This is a genomic window from Qipengyuania sp. YIM B01966 (assembly GCF_016461955.1).
GTDB lineage: Bacteria > Pseudomonadota > Alphaproteobacteria > Sphingomonadales > Sphingomonadaceae > QFOP01.
In genome coordinates this window covers 17,923-30,079 of sequence record NZ_JADMNM010000011.1, presented here as the reverse complement: position 1 = coordinate 30,079, position 12,157 = coordinate 17,923, and the positions used below count along the sequence as shown (strand labels likewise).

The following is a 12,157-nucleotide window of genomic DNA, read 5'->3' as shown; positions in this document are numbered from 1 at the left end:
CCGCCCCCCAACAAGTCAAGCGCCCGGCGCGGGCGCGCGCTGGGCCAAGTGCCGCTCCCACGCCAGCGCATGGGCAACGATCGTGTCGAGCTCGGCAAAGCGCGGCTGCCAGCCCAGCTTGGCGAACAGCAGCGCGGGGTCGGACACCAGCTCGTCGGGGTCGCCTGGCCGGCGCGGGGCCAGCTCGCGCTTGATGCTGGTGCCCGCCACGCGGTCGACCGCATCGAGCACCTCGAGCACCGAAAACCCCCGGCCATAGCCGCAATTCATCACCAGCGACCGCGCCGGGTCGGCCATCAGCGCGCCCAGCGCCAACACATGCGCATCGGCCAGATCGGCAACGTGGATGTAATCGCGCACCCCCGTCCCGTCGGGCGTCGCGTAATCGGTGCCGAACACGCTGACCGCCGCGCGCTTGCCCAGCACCGCCTCGACCGCGACCTTGATCAGATGCGTCGCCCCGGCGGTGGATTGCCCGCTGCGCCCCGCCGGATCGGCCCCGGCGACGTTGAAATAGCGCAGCGCGCCGTAATTGAAGCCATGCGCGGCGCTGGCATCGGCCAGCATCCGCTCGGTCATCAGCTTCGACCAGCCATAGGGGTTGATCGGTACGGTCGGCGTGGTCTCTGTCACCCGGCTGACCTGCGGCACGCCATACGTCGCCGCGGTGCTCGAAAACAAAATATGCGGCACTCCGGCGGCCACCGCCGCGGCGATCAGCGTGCGGCTGCGACCGGTATTGTTGTCGTAATAGGCCAGCGGATCGGCCACCGATTCGGGCACCACCACCGAACCGGCAAAATGCATGATCGCCCGCGTGCCCTGTTCGGCAAAGATCCGCGCGAGCAGCGCGCTGTCGGCGATATCGCCTTCATAGAACGCCGCCCCGTCCGGCACCGCCCAGCGAAAGCCGGTGACGAGATTGTCGATCACCGAGACCGGCCAGCCCGCATCCAGCAGCGCCAGCACCGCGTGGCTGCCGATATAGCCAGCGCCCCCCGTGACAAGCACGGGGACGCGATCGGGTTGGGGGCAAGCGGAAAGTGCGTCAGTCATGCCCGCCGCCTAGCTGCCGTGCGGCCAGTTGCAAAGTGCCGCTGGCGCGGCCGCTGCGCCGGGGCTAGGACGCGGCCCGCATCCCTTCCCCAAGAGAGTGTCCCCAACGTGACCGATATCCAGATCGACGCCCAGTTCGACAGCGGCAATATCGAGGTGCTGAGCGTCAAGGGCGCCACCGCCCGCCTCGCCATCCGCCGCGATCACCAGTCCGAATTTGCCCAGTGGTTCCACTTCCGGGTGGCCGGCGCAGCGGGGCGCGAGCTGGAACTGAAGATCACCGGGCTCGAAGCGAGCGCCTATCCGGCCGGCTGGCCGGGTTACCACGCGGTCGTCACCGAGGATCGCGACTATTACGCCCGCGCCGCCTCGACCTATGACAAGGACGAGGATGGCGGCACGCTGACCATCCGCTACGCCCCAGCGAGCGAGCTCGCCTGGTTCAGCTATTTCGCGCCCTATTCGATGGAGCGCCATCACGATCTGGTGGCCGAAACCGCCGCCAGCGAAGGGGTCGATTATCGCAGCCTTGGCCGCACGCTGGATGGGCAACCGCTCGACTGTCTCGAACTGGGCGAAGGCAGCTTTCAGGTCTGGCTTTACGCCCGCCAGCATCCGGGCGAGAGCATGGCCGAATGGTGGATGGAAGGCGCGCTCGAACGCCTGACCGATCCGGCCGACCCCATCGCCCGCGCGCTGCGCCAGCAGTGCCGGTTCCACATCGTCCCCAATGTGAACCCCGATGGGTCGCGCCGCGGGCATTTGCGGACCAATGCGGCGGGCATCAACCTCAACCGCGAATGGGCCAATCCCAGCGCCGAAAAATCGCCCGAAGTGCTGGCGATCCTGGCCGCGATGGACGAAACCGGGGTCGATTTCGCGATGGACATCCACGGCGACGAGGCCATCCCGGCCAATTTCCTCGCCGGCTTCGAAGGAATCCCCAACTGGACCGACGTGCTCGGCGAGAAGTTCTATCGCTACCGCGCGATCCTCGCCCGCCGCACGCCCGATTTCCAGACCAACAAGGGTTATGCCGTCTCGGCGCCCGGCGAAGCGAACCTGACGATGAGCACCAACCAGCTCGCCAACCGCTTCGGCGCAGTGTCGATGACGCTGGAGATGCCGTTCAAGGACAATGACGATCTGCCCGATCCCGAACAGGGGTGGAGCCCGGAACGCTCGATGCAGCTCGGCCGCGACTGCCTCGGCGCGCTGCATGAATGGCTGGCGGGCGGCCAGCAGGGTGACAGTTGAGGGGGTCGCCGTAGTGTGACTTTCAGTGCGGACTTCCTTTCTCTATCCGTGGTTTAACCGTAGTTTCAGCGGCGGGCGTTGTGACCTTTCGGGGCATAGGTGTCACCCGCCGCTGGATTGCCACGGCGCCTTGCGGCGCCTCGCAATGACGAGCGGGCGCTTTGCCACAGTCCGCCCGCTGTAGGACAGTGCGCTAGACCAGATCGGCCGGGCCGAAAGCGTGCGGCAGCAAAGCGGAGAGCTTGACCCGCCGCACCTCGGCCGGTCCGACGCACAGGATATCGGGGTCGGTTCCGCCGAGCTGCGCCAATTCATTGAGCACCTGCCGGCAGCGGCCGCACGGGGTGATCGGCGCGTCGCCCTCGCCCATGCGCGGGCCGGTGACGGCGACCGCTTCCAGCCCGCCACGCAGGCCCTGCCCCAACGCGCGGGCGACCGCGACCGTCTCGGCGCACAGCGACAGGCCATAGCTGGCGTTTTCGACATTGGTGCCGGTCACCACCGCGCCCCCGGCAAAGCGCAGCGCCGCGCCCACCGGGAAGCGCGAATAGGGCGCATAGGCACGTTCAGCCGCAGCGCGCGCAGCGGCGATCAAGTCGTCGTCAGTCATCCCCGACCTATGCGGCGGCGGGAAGGCGGATGGCAATACCGGCGGCGTGTGGCGGCAAACGTCGCCCGCCGCCCCCCTACCGCCGCGCAACCACCCAGCGCAGCGGCTGTTCGCCGGCCAGCGTCGGCAGCGCCGCATTGGCGGTCCACAGCATCCACGGCCGCCCGGCATAATCGGGCTCGAACCGTGTGCGCGTCAGCCACAGATGCCGCTCGAACCGCGCGGCAAGGCCGTAGGTTTCCTCGAACGCCGGGGCGACTTTCAGGATCGCCGGTTTGCCGGCATGTGTTTCGAGCTGGTTGATGAGGATCGTCAGCTCGCTTTCCACCGCCGCATCGCTGACGGGCTGCGGGCACTCGCTGCCCAGCGCGGCGAGTTCGATCGCCGGGGGCAGCAGCCGGTCATCGCGCGGCACCAGCACCGAAAAGCGCGCGGTCTGCCGGTCGGCGGGGACGCACGGGTCGAAACTGTGCACCGCACCGACCAGCAGCCCCGCCTCGCGCGCGGCGGCGAGATTGGCGGCAAAGGCCGGGTCGCCCCGCCCGCCCCCGCGCGTCGCGTCGAGATAAGCGAAGCTGCCGCCCAATGCCTTGACCGCGCCGAAATCGACCGCCCCATCGGCGGCGGCAACCTCCACCCCCTGATCGGGCCAGCGTGCCTCGTCGGGGCGGAAATTGCGCGTCGTCCACCAGTACCAGCCGCCCGCCAGCAATGCGGCCAGCAGCACCGCGCCCGCCAGGTGCCAGCGCCACCGCGCGCGTGAAGCCTTGCGTCCCAACTTCGCCCCTCAGCCCTTGATATGCAGCACGCAGATCAGCGTGAACAGCCGCCGCGCGGTGGCGAAATCGGTTTCGACCTTGCCCTCCAGCCGTTCGAGCAGCAGCTCGGCGGCGTGATTGTGGATGCCGCGCCGAGCCATGTCGATGGTTTCGATCTCGGCCGGGGTCGCCTTGCGGATCGCCTGATAATAGCTGTCGCAAATGGCGAAATATTCGCGGACCGGGCGGCGGAAGCGCGCAAGGCCCAGCACCAGCACCTCGAGCGGCGCGCCGCTCTCGTCGGCGATCTCCATCGCCAGCCGCCCGTCGCGCACCGCCAGCAGCAAACGATAGGGGCCCTGATGCCCGGCTTCGGACGCGCGCAGCGGGCGGAAGGTATTTTCCTCGATCAGATCGAAGATCGCGATCCGCCGTTCCTGTTCGACATCGGCATTGCGCCACAGGATCGTCGCCTCGTCGAGCGCGATATGCGCGATCCGCCAGCTGGCGAGCGGCGGGGAAGAGGGCGTCGGGACGGCGGTCATGGCGCGGCTGCTTTCGCAGAGGTGGGGGGATCGGGGCAAGGGGCGATGATGCCATCCCCGCTATCCACAGGGCGGCCAGCGCGATTGCCGCCAGCGCCCCCTTGCGCCGCGCCCGGCCCGGCCGCAAGGCTGCCGACATGGCCCTTCCCGACCTGATGATCCGCCCAGAGAGCAGCGCCGCCGCCAGCGCGGGCGAATCGCCTGCCGGCCGTGCGCTGCCCGCCAATCTCGAGGCCGAGGCGGCGTTTATCGGCGCGGTGCTGATCGACAACCGCATCGTCGAGGATCTGCCGACTCCGCTGAGGGCCGAGCATTTCTTCGAACCCGTCCACCAGCGCATTTACGACCGGATGCTGACGCTGATGGATCGCGGCGCGGTGGTCACCCCGGTCACGCTGAAACCCTATTTCGACAGCGACGAAGGGCTCGGCGCGCTGGGCGGGGTGACCTATCTGGCCCGGCTGACCGCCGACGGGCAGGGGCTGCTGGCGCCGCGTGAACTGGCCGAACAGATTTACGATCTCGCCTTGCTGCGCGAACTGGTCAGCGTCGGGCGCGGGCTGGTCGAAGGCGCGCTCGACACCTCCGACGCGGTCGCCCCGATGGAGCAGATCGAAAAGGCCGAGGCCGCGCTGTATCAAGTCGCCGATGGCGCGGGCAATGCGAACGAGGCGGAAAGCTTCGGCGGCGCGACGCGCAAAGCGCTCGGCATGATCGAGCTGGCGATCCAGTCGGGCGGCAGCATTTCGGGCAAGACCACGGGCCTTGTCAGCATCAACGAGCGGATCGGCGGGCTGCACGACAGCGATCTGATCATCCTGGCCGGCCGGCCGGGCATGGGCAAGACCTCGCTGGCGACCAATATCGCCTTCAACTGCGCCGACCGTTTCCTGCGTGACAAGCGCGACGGGATCGACAAGTCGGTCGGCGCCGCGGTGGCCTTCTTCAGCCTCGAAATGAGCGCCGACCAGCTCGCCACCCGCATTCTGGCCGAACAGGCGGGCATCAGCTCCGAAAGCCTCAGGATGGGCAAGATCAGCCGCGACGAATTCCAGTCGCTGTCGTTTGCCAGCCAGCGTTTGGCCGAACTGCCGCTCTACATCGACGATACCCCCGCGCTGACCATGGCCGGCCTCCGCACCCGCGCGCGGCGGCTGAAACGGCGACATAATATCGGGCTGGTGGTGGTCGATTACCTTCAGCTGCTGCAAGGATCGGGCCGGGCGAACGACAACCGCGTCAACGAGATTTCCGAGATCAGCCGCGGGCTGAAAACGCTCGCCAAGGAACTGGGCGTGCCGGTGATTGCGCTCTCGCAGCTCAGCCGCGCGGTCGAACAGCGCGAGGACAAGCGGCCGATGCTGTCGGACCTGCGCGAATCAGGCTCGATCGAACAGGACGCCGACATGGTCTGGTTCGTCTATCGCGAGGATTATTACGTTGCCGCGCGCGAACCGAAGATTCCGCAGGGCGACGACGACATGAAAGCGCACGAAGCGCACGCCGCCTGGGCTGCCGAAATGGAGCAGGTGCATGGCCTGGCCGAACTGATCGTCGCCAAGCAGCGCCACGGCGCCACCGGCAAGGTGCGGCTGCGGTTCGAGGCCAAGATCACCCGCTTCTCCGACCTTGCCAGCGGGGAGCATCCGGGCGGCTACGACTGATCGCGCGGGCCGTCCGCGCGGCGGCGTCACTGGCCGAGCCCGTCACTGGCCGAGATTAAGCCGCCGCGTCACCGTGTAATCGACCACACCGACCAGCGCCCAGCTCGCCCCCCAGCGCAGCCGGTTGAACCAGGTCGCGTGCTGGCGATGGAGCGCCGGCGTGATCGCCTCCGCCCCCGCAAGGTGCCCGTCGATAAAGGCGCGCAGCTGTGCAGCCAGCGCCGCATCCTCGATCCGCACCATCAGTTCGAGATTGATCAGCAGGCTGCGCATGTCGAAATTGGCGCTGCCGAAATAGCAGACATCATCGACCACGATCAGCTTCGTGTGCAGCTTGCAGGCGCCGAATTCCCAGATCGCCACCCCGCGCTTGAGGAGATAGGTATAAAGCGAGCGACTGGCCCCGATGGTCGCGCCATTGTCCGACTTGCCGGCCAGCACCAGCCGCGCTTTGCCGCGTTTCTCGACCGCCGCGATCCGGTGCAGCAGGCGGGGCGGCGGGGTGAAATAGGCCATCATCAGATCGAGCCGGCTGGCCCTGATAAGGTCGCGCGCGACAGTGCGCGCCCAGCCGCGCCGCAGCCGCCTGGGCCCGCCCAGCAGCACCTGCACCGGCCCGTCACCCGGATCCCAATCGCGCAGCATCCGGCGAATCAGTCGCCACCGTTGATGTTCTGCGGCGGACCAGGTCTTTAGCTGATCAAACCACCGATCGATGGCTGCTGCCACCGGCCCTTCGATCACGATGCCAAGATCGGTCCACCTTTCGTTCGGACGGTCGGCGAAATAGGATTCCTCGACATTGAATCCGCCGATCATCGCCCGCGCACCGTCGGCGATGACCATCTTCTGGTGATTGCGCACCAGGTAACGGCGCGACCAGCGATCGGAAAACACCGCAAAGGCGCCTCCCGCCTGCAGCAAATCGGCGAAGAACGCCTCGCGTGCATCGGCCCCGAACCCGTCGACCAGCACGCGAACCTCAACCCCGCGCCGCGCCGCAGCGACCAGCGCGTCGCGCACCTGTGCACCCGCCTCGTCGCGGGCGTAGATATAGAAGCACAGATGGAGGCTCGCCCTGGCCCCCGCGATCAGGTCGAGCAGTGCGGCCAGTCGTTCCGCGCCCCTCGCAAGGAAGGTCAGCCGGTTGCCATGCGCCTCCGCGGTGAAGGCGGGGGGCTCGGTGAAACCTGCCGCCGCTACCGGCGCCGCGGCAGGCTGAGTGCAGGCGGGATCGGCGGGTTCCATCGCCGCCAATTTGCCTGCCCGCGCCGCCGCCAGCAACCGCGCGATTTCCTTGACTGCTCGCCCGCCTGCCGCTAGGGTGCGCGCTTTCCCGCAGCAACCGTATCTATGGAGTGCCGGATGGCGCGCGTTACCGTCGAAGATTGCGTCGACAAGGTTCCCAACCGTTTCGACCTCGTCCTGCTCGCCGCCCAGCGCGCGCGCGAGATTTCGGGGGGTAGCGAGCTGACCATCGACCGCGACCGCGACAAGAACCCCGTCGTTGCCCTGCGCGAGATCGCCGAGCAGACCGTCCGTCCGGGCGAACTGGGCGAAGCAATCGTGAGCGGGTTGCAGCGCATCCTTCCCGATGAAGAGGACGAGGCGGATGAAATCGGCAGCCTCAGTCAGTCGGCCGAAGCGTTGCGGATCACCGCTGCCGCACCCGCCCGCTCCAATTCGGTCGGCGGCGATTACGACGGCTGATCGGCTGCCCGTCATTCAACACAACAGGCCCGCCCGGCACCGCCGCGGCGGGCCTTTTGTTTGCGACACGCATCTGACCGCGATGTTACCACGACGCCGGGGGCTTGCGCGCAGCGCCCTTCCCGCGCCACAAGCGGCGCCATGGCGGTAATCGCGATCCATTCGGCCAAGGGCGGCGTCGGCAAGACCACGCTGGCCGCCAACCTCGCCTGGTGCGCGGCGACCATTTCGTGCCGGCGGACATTGCTGTGGGATCTCGACCCGGCCGGCGGGGCGGGCTTCCTGTTCGAAATAGAGGCGAAAGCGGGCAAGGATGCCGGCGCCGTGTTCGACAAGAGCCGTGACCCGGCCAAGCTGATCCGCCGCACCGCCTATCCCCGGCTCGACCTGCTGCCCGCCGATGAAAGCATCCGCGCGCTCGACAGCCAGCTTGCCACCATCGGCAAGCGCAAGCGGCTGGCCAAGCTGACTGCCGGCCTGGGCAAGGATTATGACCGGATCGTGCTCGATTGCCCGCCCGTGTTGGGCGAATTGGCGGCGCAGGTGATCCGCGCGGCAGACCTGGTGATCGTTCCCCTGCCGCCCTCGCCGCTATCCGTCCGCGCGCTAGATCATGCCCGGGCAGCCATCGGCGCGGAAGAGGGCCATGCGCCGACCCTGCTGCCGGTCATCACCATGCTCGACCGGCGGCGCGCGCTGCACCGCGATTTCGCCGCGGCCAACCCCGATTGGCCGGTCGTCCCGCTCGCCAGCACGGTCGAACAATGCGCGGTGCGCCGCCAGCCGGTTGGCGCCTTTGCCCCGCGCAGCGCCGCTGGCCGCGCCTTTGCCCAATTGTGGGCGGCCATCGAACGGCGGCTGGCCGAACGGCGCTGACCCGCGCTATGGCGCCGCGGCGGAGGGCGCGTGAATGAGCGATATGAGTGAGCTTGCTGGCGATGCGGCAAGCGGGGCGTTGCTGGCCGGCGCCGTCGAACCGGCAACCGGCCATGCGCGGCCCGCCAACGCCGGAAACTGCGCCAATTGCGCGGCGCCGCTCACCGGTGACTACTGCGCGCAATGCGGGCAGAAGGCGCATCTCCACCGCACGATCGGCGGCTTCCTGCACGATCTGGTGCACGGCGTGCTCCATTTCGATGGCAAATTGTGGCGAACCTTGCCGCTGCTCGCGCGCCGTCCCGGGCAACTGACCCGCGATTACATCGACGGCAAGCGCGCCCGCTATATCTCGCCCGTCGCATTGTTCCTGTTCACCGTGTTCGTCAGCTTTGCGCTGTTCAACGCCGCTGGCGGAACCCATCTGCGGACAATGGCGCCGGAAAGGGTTGCTGCTGATGCCGAGGCCGGTGTCGCTAGCCTCGAGCGGGAGATTGCCACGCTCGAACGGCAGCGGAACGCTGCGGTTGCGCAAGCGGCATCGACGGCTAAAATCGAAGCGGACCTTGCCGAAGCCCGCGCGGACCGCCACGCGATGCGTCGGATTGCCGCGAGCGAGGACCCGGTCGCCGCCGCGCTCGATTTTGCAGGCGATCAGAGCGCGAGCGGTTCGCTATATGGCATGGTCAGCAACGCGTGGCGCAAGGCCAAGGCAAATCCCGGCCTGCTGATCTACAAATTGCAGACCAACGCCTACAAGTTCAGCTGGCTGCTGATCCCGTTAAGCCTGCCTTTCATGTGGGCGCTGTTCCCGTTCAGCCGCCGGTTCCGAATGTACGACCATCTGGTGTTCGTCACCTATTCGATAGCGTTCATGACCATGCTGGTAGTGGCGGCGAGCCTGCTTTATGCCGCCGGGCTGAGCGCGCTGGTGGCCATCCCTGCGCTGTATGCCCCGTTCCACCTCTATCGCCATCTACGCGGCGCCTATGGGCTGACCCGCGCAGGTGCCTTGTGGCGCACAGCGGCGCTGCTGGCGGTGATCGTCGCCGTGCTGGTGCTCTTCGGGCTGGCGATGGTCGCGCTGGTGATGAGCTGACCCCGCTGCCGGCGCTCCACGCGCGGTCCGCAACCATCCGGTAATCGAATGGCGTTGCCAAGGCGCGGGGTCAGGCGCCTTCCAGGCACGGCGCGGGGACCTTGAGCACGAAACTCCCCGTCACCGACAGGGATAGCGGCGGCGCATCAGGTCGGCAAAGGCCTGCGTGACGGTGACGCGCGGGCGCTGGGCGGCGGGATAGCTTTCGAAATGGCCGAGAAATTCGTTCTGGCCAATCTGCTCGCGCGGCGGTGGGCAGGAATGCGGCGCGCGGCCGGCCGCGCGGTCAGCGGCGAGGCGCCCCCGGTAGAGACGCGCGCCCGCCCCGCTTCGGACCGCAATAAGCGGTAATCGGCATGAACCAGCGCCAGCGGCCCACGCCGTTTGAGCCCATTGGCTTTCTCAAGGAAGGTCGCGACGCTCATGTCACCAGGCGCGGCCAGCGCCGGCGGGGCGAGCGCGGCCAGCGGCAGGGCCAGCGCCAGCGCGAAAAGAGCCAGGCGACAGGTCATACGAGGTCCGTTCAGGAAAGCTCCCGCGATCTGACGGGCGCTGCCTGTATGGCGCATGACCGGCGCCGCGTTATCAGGCACCTTGCGGGGCAGCGTCGCCTTCACCGCGAAACCGCTTGCCCGCGCGCGGGATCGACGATCCAGTCACCGGGCGCACCACCGCTGGGCCGCTCGGCTCGTCGGGCCGGTCGAGCTTGCCGTCAGCCAGCAGCTGCTTGATTTCCTCGCCGTTCAGCGTCTCGTATTCGAGCATCGCCTGGGCGAGTAGATGGAGCTTGTCCTCCTGTCCCTTCAGCACCTCGGTCGCGCGGGCGTGGGCACCATCGACCAGGGCCTTGATCTCGCTGTCGATCAGCTTGTTGGTCTCGTCGCTGCCCATGGTCCGGGCGCGCCCGCCCATGCCGAGATAGCCTTCCTGCTGCTCTTCGTACTGGAGCGGCCCCAGCTTGTCGCTCATGCCCCATTTGGTGACCATGTTGCGCGCGAGGCTGGTGGCGTACTGGATGTCGGAACTGGCCCCGCTCGATACCTTGTCGTGCCCGAAGATGATCTCTTCGGCCACGCGGCCCCCCATGCTGACAGCAAGGTCGGCGTGCATCTTGTCGCGGTGGTACGAATAGTTGTCGCGCTCGGGCAGGCGCATCACCATGCCCAGCGCGCGGCCGCGCGGGATGATCGTTGCCTTGTGGATCGGGTCCGATGCCGGCTCGTTCATGCTGACCAGCGCATGGCCCGCCTCGTGATAGGCGGTCATCTTCTTTTCATCCTCGGTCATCACCATGCTGCGCCGTTCGGCGCCCATCATTACCTTGTCCTTGGCGTCCTCGAATTCCTGGTTGGCGACCAGCCGCTTGTTGCGTCGCGCCGCCAGCAGCGCAGCCTCGTTGACGAGGTTGGCGAGGTCCGCGCCCGAAAAGCCGGGGGTGCCGCGGGCGATCGTGCGGGCGTTGACGTCGGGCGCCAGCGGCACCTTCTTCATGTGCACGCCGAGGATCTTCTCGCGCCCGTCGACATCGGGGATCGGCACCACCACCTGGCGATCGAACCGGCCGGGCCGCAGCAGCGCCGGATCGAGCACGTCGGGCCGGTTGGTGGCGGCGATGATGATGATGCCTTCGTTCGCCTCGAACCCGTCCATTTCGACCAGCAGCTGGTTCAGCGTCTGCTCGCGCTCGTCATTCGAATTGCCGAGGCCGTGGCCGCGATGGCGGCCGACCGCGTCGATTTCGTCGATGAACACGATGCACGGCGCGTTCTTCTTCGCCTGTTCGAACATATCGCGCACGCGGCTGGCGCCGACGCCGACGAACATCTCGACGAAGTCCGAACCCGAGATGGTGAAAAACGGCACGCCCGCTTCACCCGCGATGGCGCGGGCGAGCAGCGTCTTGCCGGTGCCGGGCGAACCGACCAGCAGCGCGCCCTTGGGAATCTGCCCGCCGAGTTTGGCAAAGCGGCTGGGATCGCGCAGGAATTCGACAATTTCCTGCAATTCCTCGCGCGCTTCGTCGATGCCGGCGACATCGTCAAAGGTTACGCGGCCCTGCTTTTCGGTCAGCAGCTTGGCCTTGGACTTGCCGAACCCCATCGCCCCGCCCGCGCCGCCGCCTTTCTGCATCTGGCGCAGGGCGAAGAAGGCGATGCCCAGAATCAGCAGGAACGGCAGCGACTGGATCAGGATATACATCAGCACATTGGGCTGCTCGGCCGCCTGCCCCGAATAGCGCACGCCGTTTTCCTGCAACAGATCGGGCAGACCCGTATCGTTGCCGATCGGCACGGTGGTGAAGGCCTCGTCATTCTTCATCGTGCCGCTGATGCGGTCGGGCGCGATACGCACTTCCTGCACGGCACCTTCGGCCACCTTGGCGCGGAAATCGGAATAGGGGATCGAGGCCGCCGGGGTCTGCGCCCCGCCGCCGAACATCGACACCATCAGAAGCAGCGCGAGAAACACCCCGCCCCACACCATCAGGCTCTTCATCCAGGGATTGGGGGCCTTGGGCTCCTTGTCCTCGCTCATGATCCGGCAGTTCCTCGCATTGGGGGGTGGGGAGAATGTAGGAGAGC

At 67.5% G+C, this 12,157-nt stretch carries 12 protein-coding genes; 5 read left to right on the top strand and 7 right to left on the bottom strand.

All coding sequences use genetic code 11. From position 1 onward, the window contains the following. Positions 1–15: 15 nt before the first annotated feature. Complete coding sequence (galE, locus tag ILT46_RS10990; RefSeq protein ID WP_199504697.1) at positions 16–1,056, bottom strand: UDP-glucose 4-epimerase GalE; 1,041 nt, start codon at positions 1,054–1,056, stop codon at positions 16–18. A gap of 108 nt (positions 1,057–1,164) precedes the next feature. On the opposite strand from galE, the gene ILT46_RS10985 reads away from it, so the two are divergent. Continuing rightward, positions 1,165–2,313 carry a M14 family metallopeptidase gene (locus ILT46_RS10985; protein ID WP_199504696.1) on the top strand — a complete coding sequence of 383 codons (1,149 nt, stop codon included), beginning with the start codon at positions 1,165–1,167 and terminating at the stop codon, positions 2,311–2,313. A gap of 193 nt (positions 2,314–2,506) precedes the next feature. Here the strand turns inward: ILT46_RS10985 and ILT46_RS10980 are convergent, their stop codons facing one another. The 3 genes from ILT46_RS10980 to ILT46_RS10970 all read right to left on the bottom strand — a co-directional run bounded on the left by ILT46_RS10980 (position 2,507) and on the right by ILT46_RS10970 (position 4,226). Further along, complete coding sequence (locus ILT46_RS10980; RefSeq protein ID WP_199504695.1) at positions 2,507–2,923, bottom strand: cytidine deaminase; 417 nt, start codon at positions 2,921–2,923, stop codon at positions 2,507–2,509. A gap of 76 nt (positions 2,924–2,999) precedes the next feature. Further along, positions 3,000–3,701, bottom strand: coding sequence for a glycoside hydrolase family 25 protein (locus ILT46_RS10975; RefSeq protein ID WP_199504694.1), 702 nt, complete (start codon positions 3,699–3,701; stop codon positions 3,000–3,002). Positions 3,702–3,710: 9 nt separating this feature from the next. Next, complete coding sequence (locus ILT46_RS10970) at positions 3,711–4,226, bottom strand: UPF0262 family protein (protein ID WP_199504693.1); 516 nt, start codon at positions 4,224–4,226, stop codon at positions 3,711–3,713. A gap of 155 nt (positions 4,227–4,381) precedes the next feature. Here ILT46_RS10970 and ILT46_RS10965 point away from each other — a divergent pair, with 155 nt between their 5' ends. Then, positions 4,382–5,890, top strand: coding sequence for a replicative DNA helicase (locus tag ILT46_RS10965; RefSeq protein WP_233397210.1), 1,509 nt, complete (start codon positions 4,382–4,384; stop codon positions 5,888–5,890). Between the two features lie 42 nt (positions 5,891–5,932). Here ILT46_RS10965 and ILT46_RS10960 read toward each other — a convergent pair whose 3' ends face one another. Then, positions 5,933–7,138, bottom strand: coding sequence for a phospholipase D-like domain-containing protein (locus ILT46_RS10960; RefSeq protein WP_199504691.1), 1,206 nt, complete (start codon positions 7,136–7,138; stop codon positions 5,933–5,935). A gap of 117 nt (positions 7,139–7,255) precedes the next feature. Here ILT46_RS10960 and rpoZ point away from each other — a divergent pair, with 117 nt between their 5' ends. The 3 genes from rpoZ to ILT46_RS10945 all read left to right on the top strand — a co-directional run bounded on the left by rpoZ (position 7,256) and on the right by ILT46_RS10945 (position 9,575). After that, positions 7,256–7,600 carry a DNA-directed RNA polymerase subunit omega gene (rpoZ, locus tag ILT46_RS10955; protein WP_199504690.1) on the top strand — a complete coding sequence of 115 codons (345 nt, stop codon included), beginning with the start codon at positions 7,256–7,258 and terminating at the stop codon, positions 7,598–7,600. Positions 7,601–7,741: 141 nt separating this feature from the next. Continuing rightward, positions 7,742–8,476, top strand: a complete 735-nt coding sequence (locus tag ILT46_RS10950) for a ParA family protein (protein ID WP_199504689.1) — start codon at positions 7,742–7,744, stop codon at positions 8,474–8,476. A 34-nt stretch (positions 8,477–8,510) separates the two neighbouring features. After that, on the top strand, positions 8,511–9,575 hold the full coding sequence (locus ILT46_RS10945; protein ID WP_199504688.1) for a DUF3667 domain-containing protein: 1,065 nt from the start codon (positions 8,511–8,513) through the stop codon (positions 9,573–9,575). Between the two features lie 146 nt (positions 9,576–9,721). Here the strand turns inward: ILT46_RS10945 and ILT46_RS10940 are convergent, their stop codons facing one another. Beyond that, positions 9,722–10,192 carry a hypothetical protein gene (locus ILT46_RS10940; protein ID WP_199504687.1) on the bottom strand — a complete coding sequence of 157 codons (471 nt, stop codon included), beginning with the start codon at positions 10,190–10,192 and terminating at the stop codon, positions 9,722–9,724. Continuing rightward, a complete protein-coding gene (gene ftsH, locus ILT46_RS10935; RefSeq protein WP_233397202.1) occupies positions 10,161–12,110 on the bottom strand; it encodes an ATP-dependent zinc metalloprotease FtsH in 1,950 nt (649 codons plus the stop codon). The genes ILT46_RS10940 and ftsH overlap by 32 nt, the downstream gene beginning before the upstream one ends. Positions 12,111–12,157: the final 47 nt, after the last annotated feature.